This is a genomic window from Bradyrhizobium sp. CCBAU 53415, assembly GCF_028128735.1.
Taxonomy (GTDB): Bacteria; Pseudomonadota; Alphaproteobacteria; order Rhizobiales; family Xanthobacteraceae; genus Bradyrhizobium.
Window position 1 is genome coordinate 13,293 of record NZ_LBJF01000001.1, and the last position, 18,596, is coordinate 31,888.

The window sequence follows — 18,596 nt, forward strand, 5'->3', positions numbered from 1 at the left end:
AGTTGAGTGGGCCGCAGAACGTCATCATAAGGACGCCGTTGCGGATTTAGGTCGCCTACGCCTTAGTCTTGATCTTTTTCCGTGCAGCCATTTTGCCTGCATCAACTACAGGTTCGCCAGGAACGGTATCCGGCCCGACTTGAACCAACTGTAGACGATTGACTTGAAGCAATGCACTTGGCTTTACGTCGTTCGGATTTGGTCCGGCCATCATCGCTGTGAAATTGAATTCGATGCCCAAAGTCCATTGGCCGGAAGTTAGCCCTTGCTGCCGAACTAAGGCTCGAGTCACTTCACTCAATTCGAACGAATACTGAGTAGGGTCAGCCATGTACTGCAGCCTTTTTCCGTGCGCCCGACTTTGAAACAGGCTTTCCGGTGAATGTTCGGATAACAAATTGTTCGGCATGTGCTGGGGCCTGCATGCTTCGAGCTATCGCTCCTGCTACCTGCATTGTTTTCAGGCCCGAGGTGATGACGCGATTTTGCTCGGCGTAATTTGTGAAATACGTCATCGTGAGATGATGGTTTGATACGAGTGGCTTCATAACCAGCGGAAGCGTCGGTGTTTGCAGTCCGGAAGTGGCGCGGGAATAGATGTTCCCTAGCGTAGCGGTTGCTAGGATCGTTCCAACATATTGGTTTAGGCTTATGCCCTCACGCTGCGCGGCCGCGGAAAGCTGGGCGTGAACGGTCTTCGCAACTCGAACTAAGAATTTCCCACTAGGAAGCTCATCATCGAGAGCAGCGGGTGGCGGCACCGGATTTCCAGCAGCTTCCGCGGCCGATATCCAAGCTTCAATGGCCGGACCAATCTCGTTGAGTGCCTCTGACCTTGCCCCCAAGTTTTATCCAGTTCTGAGTTCGCCCCGGTCGTTGGATTTGCCCGGTTGGGCGGTGGGAGCGACGGGAGCTGGCGCGGAGCCTTCGGCATAGCGCAGCGCCAGATCCCGGCGCGGGTGGCAGGTGAAGGCGAACTCGGACGGCGTCTTCCATCCGAGCCGCGAGTGTGGTCGTGCGTCGTTGTAATCGGCGCGCCAGCATCCGAGCGCGACGCGGGCCTGGGCCAGCGACGTGAACAGCGTCTCTTCGCAGTTTGTTCTCCATGGAACGACGGGCTCCGCTCAACGAAAAAGCCCGCTGACCGAAGTCGACGGGCTCGGCGTAGGTACTTGAATAGCCTGCGTCATGGGTCACTCCATGCTGTGGGTTAGAGCCGAGGCGGAAGGGCCAACTTCCCCTCGGCTTGCTTTTATGGTAACAATAATTATGCGGGAGTCAATTCGTGTTACCACAAAAAAGCGTCGTGGCAGGCCGCCCACAACTGGCAAGGGCGTCCAAATAGGCGAGCGTTGGCACACCGCCGAACTGGCGGAGCTAGATGCCTGGATTGCTCGATCCGGAGAGGAGCTGACGCGCGCTCAAGCGGTGCGCCGGCTGGTCGAGATCGGGTTACGGGCAAAGGCGAAATGAGCGCTGCGCTTGAAATGCTCTCCAGATTGGGGTTGCCACACTGGCTGATCGTCGCGGGGAACGTTTTAGTTATCGTAGGCGCGCTCGGTCTCGTCTTTGGTCATCGGAAATCATGAAGAACAAAATCCCGCATGAGCACGAAGTTGCGGTCAAACAGCTCTTGCGGCGCGCAGCGAAGCGCACCCGTCCAAGCCAAGCCTTTTCAGCAGTCCCTCACGCACGGGAGACAGACGCGAACCGCGAGTTCGCGCCGGATCGCGACGCGGACGCCATCGTATGGTTCCTCATCGCCCTCCCGATATTCATGGTTGCTCATGCGATCTGCGTGAAGATCGGCGCCATTTAGCTCTCAGGGCAGACGACAGCGGCCCGCCGGCCTGGATCGAGATTCCGGGCCGAATTGGGGTCCTAGCGATGCCCCGCAACGCTTCCTTCCCAGACGTAGTGCTGCTATCTCGTCACAACCTTCAGAAGTTTAACGGTCGACTTCATTTGAACTTTAGATTTGTTGACTTATATGGCAACAATAGACAATGTTCTGGGAAAGGTAGCGGAACTCTACGATTTACCCGCTTGGGAACCCAGGCAGACGGTAAACCAGTTATGGGTTGCGCCGGAGTTTTGGAGCGCGTTCGACGCCACGGATGCGCTGCATGATGACAAGTTCACAATAGGCGGAAGGACGATTGCGGAGCATATCGAGCAGGGCTTATGCGATTTCAGATGCTCTGAGCGACCGAGCGCAGGTGATCTTCGTCGCATGCTGCCCAACAAGAAGGGCGTTTGGAAGATTCATGTCCCCGGCGCGAGAATTTATGGATGGTGTCCCCGGGCGCGCGCGTTTGTGGCGGTGGGATTCGCGCTTGAGACCGACACAAAGAAATTTTCAGGGTTGAACGACTCCAAGCGCGAGGACGTGCTGACCTTCATTAAAGCTCACAAGCTCGAAGATTCTGTGTTGTTAGGAGATATCCTTGCCATCTTCCCGCCGCCAGCCAAGCCCTAGACGGCAGATGTTCTTGAAGCTTTCCGGAATGATCGAAGGACAGCTACGGGACGCTTATGCCAAAAAATATGAAGCGGGCGATCTCAATCAATCGAGCCTTGCCAACAAGCTCGGCATCAATCGGTCCGCCGTGCACCATCGTCTTACCGGTCGGACCAACATGACTATCGAAACCATTGCCGACATGGTTTGGGGGTTAGACCACGACATCGAACTGAAGATATTCGATCCGTCAGAATCCGAGAGAAATCACCGAGTAGCCGGGCAAACGTCATCGTCGGCAGTTGGCGGGCCGGCGAACACCAACAACCCTCTCATGCAAATAGCATCCACGGCCCCGTCCTCGAACACATCAACGCCTTCTGCGCTAGGGGCCACGCAAAAAAGCGCCACTCCTGAAGCACCGCAAAGCTATCGCTCGCAACTTATCGGCGTGAAATAGATGCAGATCAAAGGCATTCTACTAAGCCACGCTATTCGCTTTTTTGCGGAAGCGGCGGACCCGATAGCGGAGCGACGATCGCCCATCCCGCTGATTAGAGGTTTGCAAGACATGTACGGCTTCGTCCAAGTGCCGACTACCGTAGCGGAGTTGGACTTCACGAAGGGCGTGACGTTTCTGCAAGGATACTACAAGGGCGCCGTCATATCTAAGTTCCAGATCTACGAGAACGGGATGCTGTGCGAGGCGCTAGCCGACAACAGCACATGCGATGAATTTATGGGCGAAGTTCTCAAATGGGCAACGACCGAGCACAATATCCCCGTTAAGGAAAATGGCGTGAAGGCCTTCCTCAGTCAGCTCGAGATCGCGTCCAACGCAAATCTTGAGAAACACCTTCAGAAGATCGACTCGGTAGCCGCCCTAATAGGCCAGTCTTTGCAGAGTTATGGACAGCCAGTCGCGCTTTATCAAATCAGCGGGATCAAGCTGCACTACGACTCGGCCGCACTTCCTGTGCCTCGGCCTCCAGAGTTTGTATTCGAGCGGCGAGCTGGACAGCCTTACAGCGCGAACGAATACTTTTCCTCTGCGCCGCTTCGCACGGCTGACCACATGCGCGTTCTAGACCAGCTTGAAAAGATCTTTTGAGATCGGTTGAATAGATTCAAGCGCAGACCGTTGCCCCGTAACCGCGAACGAACCGACCGGCCAAGAATGATCCTAGCTTCTTGCGACACTGAGTTGCCAATCGGGAGTGTCGGTTAGCTACCAGTTCTAGCGGCCTGTAGGTCTCCAGCACCGCTAGTAATCGATAACTTGCGAGGTACTTAGGTTAGGCGCGGCAATTGATCGAAATGATCGACAAATATGGCCACGAGATCGGAATTAAGTGATGAAGGACGTAACCAAATATTCGACTCGCATTGCCGCAACAGCTCTCGACTGCGCGAAAGAAATACTTCGGGCCGTGTGATCTTCGCAGACATCTGTGAGATGATCTCCGTTAGGTTAGTAGCTGGGTTTTTGCAAATTGCTAATTGGGCGGGTTGATTGATCGTGCTCGATATGAACTTTCAACAACTTCCGCTTCGTGGGGTGGCTTACATCCGGAGCTGACACGATCTTGAGAGGAAATTGGCCGGCAGGCCTTGCGAATTCCATCGCAAAGTGCCCGCCTGCTTTAGCGACCGACGCCTTCAGGCGATCGAACTCGCCGCACCAGATCGTTTCCATGTCGTGGTCACGATTTGCATCGCGAGCTTCGGCCGAGCTGCCGATACCTACGGCGCGCACCTGGAGGAGATCCGATCTCGATCCGCCCAAGAGCTCTACTCCGTAGCCAGGATTGGCCGCCTTACGAAGGACAATCTGGCCGTTCTGGACCCACGCGGTCGCCATTCCTTCCGATACTTCGTATCCCAGGCTGGCAAGACCTTCGAGCACCACGCGCCTGCGCTCCGCCGCGGCCATCGCCTTGAATTCTTCCTCGATGAGAACGTCTGCGCGTTTGAAGAGTTCTTGCCGGTTGCTGGGCAATGGGGAGGCGAGGGCTTCCTCGATTTCGGTCACCAGCGAGATAGCCTCCGCTGAGTTCATCACGGAAAGCTCGGCGCGTCGCGCCCGAAGCTCGTCCGCTAGTCGCGCGCTGGCGCGGCCATCCTTCACGGCCGCGGCCAGGTCCAACAGAAGGCTATCTGCGATAAGCGATCTTCGAGCCGGCGCCTCTGCTTCCATGAGAGCAACACGGTCCGAGAATGGGGAGGGATCGATGCCAAGCCCACGCAACTCGCCGAGAAGAGCATCGACGCGTCCCAAGGCGGGATCCTCCATCTCCTGAGCTTGCCCGGAAATCCATTCCTGCAGGGTGTCGCGCCGTTCGCCGGCGCCCAGGCGACTGGCAAGCTCGCGTTGCCGGTCTGTCGCGCTATCCGGTGCCGCCAGAGAAGGAAGCAGCAACAGCGCCTTTGCCATGGCCGCTTCCAAGCGCTCGGAAGATGCTGCCAAACCACTGAGCTCGCTTTGAATATTGGCGGGAATCTCGACTTTCAGAGCTTGCAGTCTCTCTAGCAGCGCCTCGGCTGCCGCTTTCGAGCGCCTTAATTCGCGGTTCGAACGGGCCGCGATTTCGGCGGCTCTTTCGACCCGGCGCTCGGAATCAGCCCGAAGGAAGACGATCTCGGCGGCAACCTGTTTCTGGAGTTCGCTGAAACGATCGGCCTCGAGCAGGCGACGAAGCTCATCTCGCCGGACTATAACTTTGTCGATGTCTTTCTGCTCAATGGTCCCGTTGCGTCTGCCGGCGGAGGTCCAGCTTTCGATCGCGGCGTCAAGCCGCGCCAGGTTGCGGTGGCAGATGGCGATGATCTCGGCTCGGGTGACGATCCTGAAGGCTTTGGGTCCGCTCATTACAATCCTCCCCCACGAAGTGCGTGCTCGACAGCGTTCTTGAGCCGGAGGCGTTCGGCGTCTCCAGCATGAGTCCAAGCATACGACGAAACTCTATGGACATAAGGAACGGCTCTTCCCAACACATTGGGACGCCAGATCTCGCGAGCCCGAGCTCTTTGAAGCAATTGATGTCGCGGCGCATCGCATTCCACGCCTATCGCGTAGAGGCCGGTCCGGGGATCGGTCACGGCAAAATCAAGGCTGAATGCGCCGCCATCGCGAGCCCGACTGGGCTTATAGCCACTCGCTTCCAGAAAAGCTTCGACGGACCTGGTGAAGCCGTCGTCCTCATGATGTCCCGCTTCGTGGTGGGGACGTGGTTCGGTTACCATCCGGTCCAGGAGCGTCTTTCCGGAGTCTGCAAGACCATCGGATACTGTCCTGGCATATTCGAGGTAGCCTTGCAGATAGTCGCGCGGCACCCTTGGACCACTCCGCCTCGTCAACAGGTCCGATATCTCCGATATCGGCATGGATGTGACGATGACCACCTTTTCTCTCGCACGTGTTACCGCGACATTCAGGCGGCGCTCACCGCCGGCGTGGCCTAGCGCGCCGAAGCTCTTGCGGAAAACGCTGTGTTCGTTGCGGCCGAATGTCGTGGAGAAAACGATGATGTCACGTTCATCGCCTTGCACGTTCTCCACATTCTTGACGAAAAAGCCCATGTCCTCGCCATGCTCGATACGTTCGCGCTCGCGCATCAATGCCTCTCGGAACGCTGCATCGTTTTCGGCGCGATCTTCCAAAGCATCTTCTATGGCGTCGGCCTGCTTGCGGTTGAATGTGACGACACCAACCGACGGTGGCGATGAATCCTCCCAAAGCTGCGATAGGTATTGTACGACATCGCTGGCTTCCTTTTGGTTCGTCTGGGCCTTGTAAGTGCCGTCCGAGCGCACAACTTCGATCGGCTTGAGCCTGCGGATTGTCTCTACGGGATGGCGAACGGGGACGCTAAGGCCGTTGGCGTAGAACGATGCGTTCGAGAATGATATTAGCTCTCGATATTTCGAACGATAGTGCACCTGCAGAGTACGGGTCCGAAGCACGGAGCGAGCGAGTTGGAGGAGGTCGGGACAATCCTTGATCTCTCTGCGATTCCACGTCTCCGCGAAGGCTTCGCGTTCCTCCTCGCTGGCTCCTTCTTCTGGTTCTTCACCGTCGAATATTGCCGCTTCGTCGTTCTCGACCTTGCTGGTGAAGAAGGAGGTCGGCGGCATCTGCTTTTCGTCGCCGCTGACGACGACGAGCCTGCTGCGGAACAGGGAGGGCAGCGCGTACTCAACTGGCATCTGCGAAGCCTCATCAAAGATGACGGTATCAAAGAGTCCCGCGCGAGGTTGCAGTACGCGGCTCGCGACATCTGGCGTCATGAGCCAGACCGGCCGGAGCGCGAAAAGACCGAGCGGAGCGGCACGATCGATGAATTCGCGCAATCTTAGCGCTCTTGGGCCACGCAGCTTGGTGATCGCGTCCCAATCGCTGGTCGGACGCACTTTTGCTGCATCGATATCTTGGACGAGAAGATCCCGGTTGTACTGGCGGATCTGCGCGTCGGCCTCCGCCAGCGATTTTACCTTCGCATCTAGCTCGTCGGCGTCGAACAAGACGTCAGGATTCGTGCCCTCCATATCGGTCTTCCACGCCAAACGGGCCTCGCGGCCTATAGTGGTGCGAATACAGGCGTCGAGATCTTCGGAAGCCAGGTCCGAAAGGTCGGACTCCCTGGACCTGAGTGTTGCGAAGATGGCACGCTCCTTGTCGCCCAGGCGCGAAGAGCGAAGTCGATACTCCTGATAGCTGCTCAGCATCGGCAGAGCCTGCACGATCTGGTCAATGGCGCTCGCATTGGAGCGACCATTCTCGACCGCCGAGCGTCTCGATCCGAGCCACAGTTCGTCGAAATAGGTCCTGAGCCGGTCCAATGCGGCGCGGCTCCCCTCTCGCGTGTCATGCCTTCTGAGCGCGAGTTCGGCCCGCTGAAAGAACGTGCCGAGCTCCTCGGTCGTTCCGGCCGAGAGCGCTCTCTCGAGCTCAAGCCGGTCGGGGCACCGATCGATGAGCGAATTATGGCCTGCCAGACCATTGAGGAACGAGCCGAGGCGCTCGGCGAAATCGGCGAGCTTACCGGGCGACAAATCCAGATTGGGGGCACGGCCGAACAAGATCGTGAAATATTGCTCGAGTTCGTGCCTTGGCTGGCGTATGGCCAATTCGAGCTCGACCGCATAATACAACGAGCTGATGGCGTCGTTATCTTGCGGGAGCTGCAATGACGCAAGGAGCTGGCGTACACGGCGCGTGCGCAGCCAATGGAGCGGGTTGAGCCATTGTAGGGCGCTTGCCGGCAAGCGAACTTGGCCCGCGAGTTCCTCGGCAGAGCAGAGCTCTTCCTCATTGAAGGCGATGAGCTTGGAGCAAAAGTTCGGTTTGTAGGATGGGCCATCGAGCGATGAGAAGATTTCTTTAATCGCTGATAGGCGCTCGAGAATGCGCGCAGCTTCCGATGTCCCATCCTCGACGTTCCGAAACAGCGGCCGCAATCGAGCAAGATTTGCGCAAACCGAATCGCTGATCGAGCGGAGCTCATCCGCTTCGGCGAGCCAGGGCCGAAATTCCGCCGCATCCGATATGTTCAGACAATTCGCCGTCTCAGCGTCGGTCTGCTCCCGCCGCGCGTCGGCTTGCAAAAATGCCTGCAGGTGCAAGGCCAGCGCAGCCGCGATTCCTCGATCGGGATTGAACGGCTTGAGGGCGGACAGAGGATTGTCTTCAAATTTCGACGGAAGCCAGAATTTCGCGAGCGGGCCGCAATTCTCCTCGATCCGCGCCACGTCCGCGGGATGTAGATCTGCCAGGAAAGGGCGGAGTTCAGGAGCCTCAATGGGTTTCGGGCTTGCTTCTTCGATCTCGAGCAGTTCGCCGAGCAGCGTTCGATAGGACAATCCGGTTCGATCATCCACGGAATGAAGTGCAACCTGGCGACGGTCCAGCTCCGTCTCGAGCGTCTCGATGCGAGCGGCGAGGCGATCGCGCTCTCGCTTCCAGGCCGCAGACCCTCCGGGAGACAGGTTGTGCAACGCATGGACCTGCGAACGGATTGAGCCGACGATCGGCTCACGGTCGCGATGCGCATCCGTGATCATGACAAAGCGATCCGTCAGGCGTTCCTTATCCAAGCGCTTGCGGACTACCTCCAGAGCGGCCTGCTTCTGGCAGATCACGAGGAGCGATTTTCCCGTGCCGATGGCGTCCGCGACCATGTTGACGATGGTCTGGCTCTTGCCGGTTCCGGGAGGTCCTTCGATGACCAGTCCCGGGGCCTGACGTGCTTCGAGGACGGCCGCCTCCTGCGAGGGATCGCTGTCCGCAGTAAAGTACCGATCGGCCTCTTTCACCGGAGGGGATGCCGAAGGCGCCGCCTGCTGTTCGTTCAGGCGCAGGGCGGCCTCCAGTGCCGTGGCCGTCGGCGGTAAGCCCCGAAGGGTCTCGAGATCCTTCATCACCGCCTGGCCCATGAAGGCCAGATGGAACAGCACTGCTGCTGGCACCAGCTGCCGTTCTTGCGCGCCGACTTCGACGTCCTTTCCCGGAAGAGCAGTCAATTCGTTGCCAATAGGCTTGGCCAATCGGCTGAAGGCGTCCATCACCGCCTGGACCGACAAGCTTGCATGGGTCAGGAGCTCGTTGGCCGCTTCCTGCCAACGTCTCGCCTCGGGAATGCCGACCATTCCTTCGAGAGCGGGATTGACGAGAACATGCTCGATCTCGATATCGGGATTTCTCTCGCGCCCATAACCTAAGGTGACATGACCGCGGTTTCCGACCTCGGGATTGACGCGCACCGGCCACAGCAGGACCGGCGCAATCCGCGGTCTCGCGTTCGGCCGATGATCGCGCATGATCAGGAACGGAAATCCCATGAACAGGCCATCGATGCCGGTATCGCGCCTGTAGAGCAATGCATGGGAGTGCAAGGAGCGCAACCTTCGCTCAAGCCCGTCGTCATCGGCGAAAGCCGCCGGATCGACGTTCACGGTCCGGTTCGTACGACCGAGCAGTTGGTCGAGAATATCAGCCGCCGGCACTCTGGACGTATCGAGCTCGGTGAGATCGATCCTGGCCGATTTTCCGATCAGCATGCGCGTCAGCGGCCCGCGCAAGACGCCGCCTGAAATCCGCTTGGCGAAGAAGTCCAAGATCGTCGACACATAGCCTTGCTTCGGAAGCGCTTTCCACGTCTCGGCGGGCACACAAAGAAGGGCGAGCGCGCGCCCTAAGGGCATCCGTCGGTCCAGGCGAAACTGGTCTGCCCACTCGTCGACTTCCTTGATGCCGCATCTGGCGAAGTTTTGAATGCGCTCGTCAATCGCCTGGTAGATCTCGCGACGTGGGCCGCCGAGGAGCGTTGTCGCCTCCTGTGCCGAAAAGTTGCCGAGCCCGGCCGTCGACGCTTCCTTTTTTGCTTCTTCGATGACTTCGGCGACCGAGCGGAACTGGTTCGAGGTCGCGCTGAGCAGGATGACGAGGTCTTCTTCCGCCGAAATGCGGCGCTCAGCGAGCGCTGCTACGCCGGCATGGTCGGTATCGGGGAAAAACTTTCGCCGTTCTTCCCAGAGCGCGGCCAGGCGGGCCATAGAGGTCGACAGCAGGTGAACGCGCAGAGCATCCTCGTCGACCGCGATTTCGAGTTGGTTCAGTCGCCTACGAACCGTGTCCGAGCGGACCTTCAGCCGCCAGAGCCAATCGTCCGGATCAATCTTCCGCAGCAGGTCGGGTGCAGGACCTGTGATCAGACTGTAACCGTCGCTCGGGTGGTCGAGCAGCCAACCCGGTGTGACGATATTGCCTCTGACGATCAGAGGCATCGACGGATTGAGAGTTTTAAGCGAAATGGAGAGCTTCAAATCCTCCTGAAGGTCCTCAGTCCGCAGAATTTGCCGAAGACCTGCCGCAACAGCCGCTTCGAAGCCGGCCTCCGAAATCCAGCTTGCAACGGCGCCTCTAAGGACAAGCGCCTTGGCTTGGTCCCAGTTCGCAGCTTCCGCCGCTGCCAATGCGAACATGTTTGCAGATCGATATTGTTTGCCGCTCAGCGAAATCGAGCTCCCGCCCTCTGTGTCGGCCGCTGTATCGGCCGCTGGCGCAGATACGCTTTCTCCGCGTAGCCACGCCTGAACTTCCTTCCACTGCCAGCGCTGACGCCTGTCACGCGCCAACAGGCCGCGCAGCAACGTGTTGGTCCGCTCATCCAGGCTTTCGGGGAGGTGTACGCCGTTGGTGAGAATGTGGATCAGAAAGGCCTGCTCATTGATGCCTGCGAAGCACGCGCCTTGGGTGATCTTCTCCAACAAGATCATCCCCATGCTCCACCAGTCGGACGCCGGGGCGACGCCGCCGGCGATTGCCTCGGGCGCCATATAGCGAGTCGTTTCAAGCGGAGACACGATATCGAGGTCGAATTCGGAGAGCCGTGCCGAGCCGAAGCCCCCGATGACGAGGTCAAGCGGCTCTTTTGACCGCACGAAGATCACGGAAGGGCGCAGATCCCTGTGTCGCAATCCGGCTTCGGTGAGAGCGTGAACGGCCTTGGCAAGCTCGCCGACTAACGCTGCAAGAGACGCCGGATCGCCTGGATCGACGGCAAAATCCACCAGAGTGCCGTCCTTGAATTCCTCCGCGACCTCGTAGGCGCGATCTTGCCAGCGAGCGGTTGCGAAGAATTCCGGAACGTGATCTCGAGGAAGCTTTAAGAGCAAATCGTAGATTGCTTGGTCCGGTTCCGAGCCTATAGCGTAAAGCGTGAGTATTCCTCGCTGTCCGTCTGAGGCGCGCGTGGCGACGAAGCGCTCGCGAACTGTGCTGGACGAGGCGATCCGATCCTGCAGATGCCAACCGTCCACGACCGTTTCCTGGCCGGGCGCTGGCGCGGGCTGTGGCGTCGGAATGGGCTCGGTCGGTGAGGGCGCCTGGTCGCCTTCGATGATCGGCTCGCCGCATAGGCTGCAGATCAGGTCGCCAAGAGAGCCCTGATGACCGTTTCGGCAGGTCGGGGCGCTCTGAAGAGGAACTACAGCTGGATTTGGCCTTGGTCTCGTCGATCCGGCCGGCGTTATATCGACCGCCGATAGGTCCCAGCCGCAGGTTTGGCCGTTCAACGTGCCTTCGCAAAATATCTCGCTGACGGGGCGTTCGGTATTGCAGTTCGGGCAAAGTCTAATCATCAGCAAAATTCTAAACAGAGGGGAAACGTGTATCTTCCGAAATTCCCAGCGTCGATCCGCCGCCTTCGAGCATATTTCGCAGGCGCCGGAAGTCGCCGCGAGCCGGAATGCCCGCAAGCCAGACGTCGCCATTATCGTCGAACATGACGTCGAAGGTGCGGTCTTTTTCGTCGATCGGCCGGTCGAAACTCGCGAACCGAGCGCGGCCCAGGGGCGTCATGAGGTGCAGCTCCTGATTGTCGCTGCCACGAAGCGCGAGGGTTTGCTTTTCATCGATATCGAACGGTCCGGAAACGACCGCGTCAATAAGAGATGGCGATGTGGCTAGCGCTTCGCAGATCGCGGTCCAGGGGTAGCCGGTAAAGACCAGGATGTCCGCCTTGGTTCGAGTTCTAAGTCGTGCCAGAAGATCGAACAAAGCCTCGCGCTGATCGAAGGGCTCGCCACCCGAAATCGTAATCCCGTCAGCGGTCGAAAGCCATGGCGAGACTACCTCGACGGCCTCCTCTACGGTCGTCGTTCCTCGTCCGTGCGCCCAGGTGTCCATGGAGATGCATCCTGGGCAGCGGATCGAACAGCCTTGAAACCAGATCCCGATCCTTCGGCCGGGCCCCAACGTTGTGACCGGGAAATGGATGCGCGACAGATCGACCATCTTCATGGGGACTGCTCGCTCACGAGATCGATCGTGGTCGATGGCCCGGGTCGAATCTGTTCAATCCTGTATCTGTGTCCGGTTTCCGCTCCGCGATCGAAGAGACTGCGCGACAGCGGGTTGATAAGGTGAGATTCAACCTGATTGCGGATGCCGCGGCCGCCGTTTGAAAGATCAGAAAGGCACAGGCCGCGAAGGACCTCGCGGGCAGCTCCGGTCAAAGTCACGCCATAGCCGAGCGATTTGACGTCCCTGAGCAGGTTGTCGACCATCTGATCGAATATCTCGTTTGCAACCTCGGGCCGGATGAAATCGAAGACGATGACGTTCTCTCCGATCCGGTTCAATATCTCGGGCCGGTTGAGGACCTGTTTGAAGTGCTTGTCGATCTCGCTTCGGACCTTTCTCCGCACGCCTTCGAAGTTCTCTTCCGGCGTGACGTTGGCAATTCTCTCACCGGATGGCCCCGGTACGTAGATGCCCAAATTCGAGGTGAAGACAATGAACGCTTCGGAGAAATAGACACGATCGCCTCGTCCCGAGGTGAGGACGCCGTCGTCGAGGACCTGCAGGAATTTGTCGAGAATCCTCGGATGGGCCTTTTCGATCTCGTCGAACAGGACGACGCTGAACGGTTTTTCACGGATCGCGTTCGTGAGCTCGCCCCCGACATCATACCCGATATAGCCGGGCGGTGCCCCGATCAGCCGCTGGTCCGAGTGCTCGGCACTGAACTCCGACATGTCGAAGCGGATATACGCAGATTCATCGCCGAAAAGCAGACTGGTGATGGTCTTGGCGAGTTCCGTCTTACCGACACCTGTCGGCCCAGCAAGAAAGACGACACCTCTTGGCCGGCCGCCGCGCGGCGATTGTCCGATCCCCGTCACCGCGCGCTTGACGATATCGAGCATATGCGTGACCGCGTGAGACTGTCCCTTGACGCGGCGCCTGACGAATTCTTCACCCGAAGTGATCTTGTCGCGATTGATCTTGCGCCAGGGATCCTCAGTCACGCCCACTTTGAAGCGCCGGACGGCATCCCCGATCCGATCGAACTGCACGCCTTCGCTGCGGGCGAGCTGCGCGACCGCGCTGACGTCGAGCAACAGAAGGCCTTCAGTCTCGTCCACGAATCCTTGAGTACACTTTTCTATCTCAGATTGGTCCGCGTTCTGTGCGCCGGGTAGACTTCGGACAAGGGAGCGGATCATGCTCCTTCTCGCAAGATGATCCGGTCGCCCGATGGGCACGTATCTGATCTTCGGGTTTCCGATCAGGAACCAATCGGGCAGATCACCTTCCTTGTCGACGATCCAGACGACCGTATTGAAGAAGGGCAGCCGCTTATCACCCGCCGGACGCGCCCGCGCCGCATGAGACAGGATCAGCGCGCGGGAGAAAAGCTGCTGCTCGGCAGGTGATAAGGCGTCGTTTCGCGCGATCAGTCTTGAGGCAAAGTCGACGATAAGGGCAGAGGGCTGGCCTTCAGCCATGACGTGCCGTTCGAGCGTCGTCGACAACAGATCGATCCCGCCCGCCGCCGTGCCAGCAGTCGGCACTAGACCCAGTTGAGGGAGGTAGCTTCCGTCGGCTGGCTCGACCTCCCGAAATCCGTTCAGAAGATCGAACCATGCGATCCGCCCATAACCAGCTGCCTTTAAAACGTCCGGCAGGACCCTTGATAGCGGCGCTGCGGTCAACTCGCCCGGACCGACCTCGTGGATCTGAAGGTCCCGCGTATTGCCGGAAAGCACGAATTGGCTGCGCAGAGGCAAAAAGCGCAGCAAATCGCGGAGCCATCTGGCTCTGTCTGCCGAACTGTCGTGCACCGAGAAGCCCCCTTGTACGCGTATCGGGCGACTATAAGCTATCCTACTCGCTGATTTCGAGAGTATTTCCCAAGAATCCATAGGGAAATGGGATAACGCGACGAAGGACGAGAAGGGCGGTTCGATCGAGATCGGAAGGGTGCCTGCAGAGCATCGGGCGCCATTAATCGGGTGCCTGGCAATCTCGTCCGTCCCCTGGCTGTCTGCATCTGACACAAATTCGATCTGAATCGCGCGATCAGCTTTAGTCACCCATGTTGTTGCGACGCTCGCCGAGGGCGGTGAGCTAGACGACTGCGGGCGTCGATCAAACAAAGACCGTGATCTCGCCGCCACCGCGATCGAGTGCCTCGCCGTCGATGGTGGCGTGATTGGCGCGCCCTCGATCCATAGAGTCGCCAAGATGCGGGGTATTCGAGGCGAGAAGCTGAACGGCCGCGCGGACGTCCTAAGTCGGATCGAAAGGTCTAACTGACTGGTATCTTGTCTTTGAGTGGCCGACCATCAAGCTCGCGCGAGCGAGAAAGGGCAGCACGGTCCTCCAGATTTGCCTTCGACTGCGACCTGTTTTTGGGAATTGAGGCGTGCAGCAGGGTCCAGCCGACTTCGTCCGGCCCCGATCTCGTTCCGCAGGAGTGCTGGATCGACGACTGGGCAGCCTACGACGGCGTCAAGAACAGTCTCGAACGTTTAGTCGGGCGGTGGCCGAGACATATCCGGCATCTGGCACTGCTGGTGTGCTGATGGCGCCGGCACGAACGCCCACGAGCCGAAATCACATATCCCCACTGGCTGGATAAGCAGGTTGCAGATCGGCGAGCTCAACCGGCGTGAGGTCGCAAAGCTTCAATAAAGCTAGCTTATTGCCTGACGCGGTCCGCGTTGTCCGAAGCGTTGAAGCCTGCGTCCAGTGATGACGATCTACGATCGACCGATCACGAGAGTGAGGTGCGGGGCATGCGGCTTTATTGCGTTCTAAGCGAATGAGTGAAGAAAAAGCGCGCAAGGTGGCGGATCGAGAGCGAAAAACATCGACGTCACGGGTCTCGATCCTCAGCATTGAAAATCTCTTGACGATTCAAGAGAATATTCGATAAATCGCGCCACTACTGTAGGTTATGTTCTCAATTTTCGACGCGGTGACCGATAGGAAATCTCTCGTCAATTTGTTGCGGGCCGCCCGCTATCTGTCGCGCAATGCCTTCGACGAAGGCTGGTACGAATTTCCAAAAACCCAAGCCTATTTTCTCGCTCAGGACGATCTCCGATAGACAGTATGGGAAATTGACGCGATGACTGTGCGCGAGCAGCTCTTTACATTGTTGCGCAACCTCCGGTGGATTTCTGTCTTTTCGGTGGTCATTTCATTTTTGCTATACATGCCCGATCAGATCCAGGAGCTCTACCGGATAGCCGCTGACGACATTGGGTGGGTAACGCTCAAGGAGTTTGTCGCCCTTGGTGTGATTGCGCTAACGATCTGGGCGGCCGCATTTCAGCTTACGGCCGCAACCCTGCCTCATATCCCGCCCGCTACGGGCGGCTTGGCCTTCTGTATCAAAGCTGCACCCATTGTACTCGGAGCGTTGCCGATCATCGCCGCGACGGCAGGTCAACTCGCCTCGCGGCCGGCTGAAAAGATCGGTGAGGTCGAAGAAGTCGGAAGCATCTTCCGCATTCAGGACCAAGCGCTCGCCTTCGAGCGGAATATGCTGCTCATCCTTGCGCTTGCCATGTTGATCCTGCTCGCCTCGTTTGTCGTATTCGCTTGGCGGATGGAATCAAAAGATCGCGCGGCCGCACTCGCGAACCGGACGAACATCGCCTATTTCATCCGCTATAGATTTCTCGCGCTCACGATCGGCGGCATCGCCCTGTTGACGACCGGGTTCGTTTTGTTTCCGGACAGGCTTGCACAATTCGTCGGATCGTTCGGCGTAATCGCACTCTTTGCGATGTGCGTGGCCGGTCTCACCACCCACTTTGCACTACTGACGATCAGGTTCAATTTTCCTTTTATACCGGTTGTGTTTGGCGGCTTGTTCGTGGTTGCCTCATTGTTCGGAGGCGATGACCACGGGCTGCGTAGCGTGGCCGGAGCCAACGGCCCATCAGAAGAGATGCGCGTTTCTGCAGTCGAAGCATTTCGGGATTGGCTTCGGCAAAAACCGCGCCTGGCCGAGGCCGAGAGGCTCGGAGAATATCCGGTATTCATTGTGGCTGCCCAGGGTGGAGGCATCTACGCCGCCAACAATGCGGCGCGCTTTCTTGCCAGGATGCAGGATCTCTGTCCGGCATTTCGGCAGCATCTGTTTGCGATAAGCGGCGTCTCCGGAGGGAGCGTCGGCTCGGCGATCTTCGCAGCTGCGCTTCATGCCGATAATGCGCCAATTGATACGATCGCTCCTGACGCAAAGACATGCCCAAAGATCGCCGACTTTTTGGCCGGCGTCGGCCGGGCCGAGGATATCGATGCCTCTGGGCAGGTAGAACAGCGCGTTGCAAGCGTCTTGGAGACGGATTTTCTCTCGCCCTTGGTTGCCGGTTTTCTATTTACCGATTTCACCCAGCTGTTTTCTCCGCTCGCTATCCCAAGTTTTGATCGCGCCCGCTTTCTGGAGTACACCCTGGAAAATGCTGCAGACAGAATGCTGAAGAGCCAAAAGGGCGCTGGCGACCAATCGAATCTGCTAAAGGCCGATTTTCAGTCACATTGGACACCTTCCAACAATATGCCGGCGCTGTTGTTGAACACGACAGATGCCGGTAGCGGCAAACGCGTTGTCATCTCTCCCTTCGATATCGACCCGCTCCACGCCAAAGACAAAGACCTCTGTATTCTCTCGATGCTTGATCGTGCCGGCACCGGAGCCGATCAAACTGTCAAGAGCCACTCGCTGCGGATCCCGCTTAGCTCTGCGGCCTTTACGAGCGCTCGGTTTCCATGGGTGACGCCGGCCGCGACGGTCTCCTTGCGGAATGATTGTATTACCGCCAATCCGCAGGCGCGCCTCGTGGACGGCGGATATGTCGAGAATTCCGGAATAGAGACCGCGCTCGATTTGATTGAGCGGCTCAATAGCATCAAGGGCACCTCTGACGCGCCAAAATTCCGGATTTATCTGTTGTCGCTGGTGAGCGGTCAGTTCGGAGACCACGGTTCCTTCATGTTCGGTGAGCTCATGGAGCCAGTGCGCGCGCTCTTGAGCACGCGAAGCTCTCGAACCTATGTTGCGCTTAATCACGCCACCAATATAGATCGTCGGCCAACGAGCGAGATAAGGCCCAGCGTGCAACGCTTTCCAACGTTCGGCCGTATAGACATTACAGGCTCGTTTTACAACCTGCCGCTTGGTTGGACGCTATCTGAGAAAACCGAAGACATCATCTCGCTAAGCAGCGGCCGCTTTTGGGATTGTTTGCCGAAGGATGACTTCGATCAATCCCGCAAGAAGCAGAGCAACGCGGATTGCTTGCAAGTGAAATTGTTTCATCTGTTGAACGGATCCGTCGCATCTGCATTTGAAGCGCTTAGGGACGCCAAGCTTGCAAAGGCTGCTTACGCCGATGAGTTGGAGAAGGAATACAGGCCCGCTTCAAAGATCAAGCCGCAGCCGTTACTTGCCTGCTATGAGAGCAAGTGGTTGCAGGAGCGTGGCTATCAGAAATACCAGGATAAAGTTTCTGCGTACGAGCATCAGCTGGCGGAATCGATCAAGAATCATTCGCCAGTTCCTGCACCCGTGCCGCCATATCGAAAGGGCTATATGGCATATTTCCAGGCCGAGCAGGTCAAGGCTTTGCTGCAGGAATGGGACCGCATCGAGGAGAGCGATCCGCGTATCCTGGCCTATATCCTCGGGGCACTCTCGTATGACAGTGCCGATTTTACACGCAGCAGCGAAGACTTCTCTTACAGCGCGGTCGCTCAATTGCCGCGTAAATGGCGCGATCGAATAGAAAAGAACAACGCCGACCTCGCGGCCGCGAACAAATCGCCCATCGGCATGGACGCATTGCTCAACCATCCGAAGGAATTGGCGAACTTTGTTCTTGGTTACGAGGGTAACCCGTTCGGAAACCAGGTGGGAACGGACGACGGTTGGCGGTTTCGTCCACGAGGAATGTATCAACTGGTGGGACGCGAGCAATATCAGGAAGCGCAGGATCAAATGCAAGAGCTCGGAGAACTGCCGGGGCTTGATCTCCTCACGCTTCCCGACGCACTGCGCGATGCGAAGATCTCAGCCAAGGTCGCTTTCGCCCACTTTCGGCTCCATCCCTATCAAAACCGAACGCTGTTTGAGTTGCTCAAGGATCCCTCGAAGGACTGGATCGCCGTGCGTGCGCTGCAAACCGACATGGAGCACGGCCCAACCGATAGGGAGCATGTCAATGCAAGAAGCCAGATGTTCCTCGGCTGCATTGAAGAGGCGTTACATCCGACGCAACTCAAGACACTGCAGAGCAAATTTTACGGCAGCGAGTAAGCATCCTGATCCCCGGCCGC

The 18,596-nt window shown here is 58.1% G+C and carries 11 protein-coding genes and 1 pseudogene; 5 read left to right on the forward strand and 7 right to left on the reverse strand.

Features of this window, described 5'->3' with window-relative positions; all coding sequences use genetic code 11:
• Positions 1-55: 55 nt before the first annotated feature.
• From XH87_RS00060 to XH87_RS00070, 3 genes and pseudogenes are all read right to left on the reverse strand, one after another.
• On the reverse strand, positions 56-331 hold the full coding sequence (locus tag XH87_RS00060) for a hypothetical protein (RefSeq protein WP_271585676.1): 276 nt from the start codon (positions 329-331) through the stop codon (positions 56-58).
• On the reverse strand, positions 324-845 hold the full coding sequence (locus tag XH87_RS00065; RefSeq protein ID WP_271585677.1) for a toxin-antitoxin system HicB family antitoxin: 522 nt from the start codon (positions 843-845) through the stop codon (positions 324-326). Before XH87_RS00065 ends, XH87_RS00060 begins: the two co-directional genes overlap by 8 nt.
• A 3-nt stretch (positions 846-848) precedes the next feature.
• Positions 849-1,088: pseudogene (locus XH87_RS00070) on the reverse strand (integrase core domain-containing protein); the annotation flags it as partial.
• 497 nt (positions 1,089-1,585) lie between these two features.
• On the opposite strand from XH87_RS00070, the gene XH87_RS00075 reads away from it, so the two are divergent.
• From XH87_RS00075 to XH87_RS00090, 4 genes are all read left to right on the forward strand, one after another.
• The gene (locus tag XH87_RS00075; RefSeq protein WP_271585678.1) at positions 1,586-1,819 is read left to right on the forward strand and encodes a hypothetical protein; all 234 of its coding nucleotides are present in this window, start codon (positions 1,586-1,588) and stop codon (positions 1,817-1,819) included.
• 159 nt (positions 1,820-1,978) lie between these two features.
• Positions 1,979-2,479, forward strand: coding sequence for a hypothetical protein (locus XH87_RS00080; RefSeq protein ID WP_271585679.1), 501 nt, complete (start codon positions 1,979-1,981; stop codon positions 2,477-2,479).
• A 7-nt stretch (positions 2,480-2,486) separates the two neighbouring features.
• A complete protein-coding gene (locus XH87_RS00085) occupies positions 2,487-2,921 on the forward strand; it encodes a helix-turn-helix domain-containing protein (protein ID WP_271585680.1) in 435 nt (144 codons plus the stop codon).
• Entirely contained in the window at positions 2,922-3,572 is a 651-nt protein-coding gene (locus tag XH87_RS00090; protein ID WP_271585681.1) for a hypothetical protein, read from the forward strand.
• A gap of 360 nt (positions 3,573-3,932) precedes the next feature.
• Here the strand turns inward: XH87_RS00090 and XH87_RS00095 are convergent, their stop codons facing one another.
• The 4 genes from XH87_RS00095 to XH87_RS00110 all read right to left on the reverse strand — a co-directional run bounded on the left by XH87_RS00095 (position 3,933) and on the right by XH87_RS00110 (position 14,086).
• Entirely contained in the window at positions 3,933-5,330 is a 1,398-nt protein-coding gene (locus tag XH87_RS00095) for a hypothetical protein (RefSeq protein ID WP_271585682.1), read from the reverse strand.
• Positions 5,330-11,278, reverse strand: a complete 5,949-nt coding sequence (locus XH87_RS00100; protein WP_271585683.1) for an AAA domain-containing protein — start codon at positions 11,276-11,278, stop codon at positions 5,330-5,332. The genes XH87_RS00095 and XH87_RS00100 overlap by 1 nt, the downstream gene beginning before the upstream one ends.
• A gap of 331 nt (positions 11,279-11,609) precedes the next feature.
• The gene (locus XH87_RS00105; protein WP_271585684.1) at positions 11,610-12,260 is read right to left on the reverse strand and encodes a 4Fe-4S single cluster domain-containing protein; all 651 of its coding nucleotides are present in this window, start codon (positions 12,258-12,260) and stop codon (positions 11,610-11,612) included.
• Entirely contained in the window at positions 12,257-14,086 is a 1,830-nt protein-coding gene (locus XH87_RS00110; RefSeq protein ID WP_271585685.1) for an AAA family ATPase, read from the reverse strand. The genes XH87_RS00105 and XH87_RS00110 overlap by 4 nt, the downstream gene beginning before the upstream one ends.
• A gap of 1,292 nt (positions 14,087-15,378) precedes the next feature.
• Between XH87_RS00110 and XH87_RS00115 the strand changes: the two genes are divergently transcribed.
• Positions 15,379-18,576 (forward strand): hypothetical protein, encoded by a 3,198-nt coding sequence (locus XH87_RS00115; protein WP_271585686.1) that lies wholly within the window; start codon positions 15,379-15,381, stop codon positions 18,574-18,576.
• Positions 18,577-18,596 lie beyond the last annotated feature (20 nt).

Excerpts from the sequence above, each read along its gene's own strand:
- XH87_RS00075 (WP_271585678.1), top strand. The coding sequence starts at position 1,586 with ATGAAGAACAAAATCCCGCATGAGCACGAAGTTGCGGTCAAACAGCTC.
- XH87_RS00115 (WP_271585686.1), top strand. The coding sequence starts at position 15,379 with ATGACTGTGCGCGAGCAGCTCTTTACATTGTTGCGCAACCTCCGGTGG.
- XH87_RS00085 (WP_271585680.1), top strand. The coding sequence starts at position 2,487 with ATGTTCTTGAAGCTTTCCGGAATGATCGAAGGACAGCTACGGGACGCT.
- XH87_RS00095 (WP_271585682.1), bottom strand. The coding sequence starts at position 5,330 with ATGAGCGGACCCAAAGCCTTCAGGATCGTCACCCGAGCCGAGATCATC.
- XH87_RS00090 (WP_271585681.1), top strand. The coding sequence starts at position 2,922 with ATGCAGATCAAAGGCATTCTACTAAGCCACGCTATTCGCTTTTTTGCG.
- XH87_RS00105 (WP_271585684.1), bottom strand. The coding sequence starts at position 12,260 with ATGAAGATGGTCGATCTGTCGCGCATCCATTTCCCGGTCACAACGTTG.
- XH87_RS00060 (WP_271585676.1), bottom strand. The coding sequence starts at position 331 with ATGGCTGACCCTACTCAGTATTCGTTCGAATTGAGTGAAGTGACTCGA.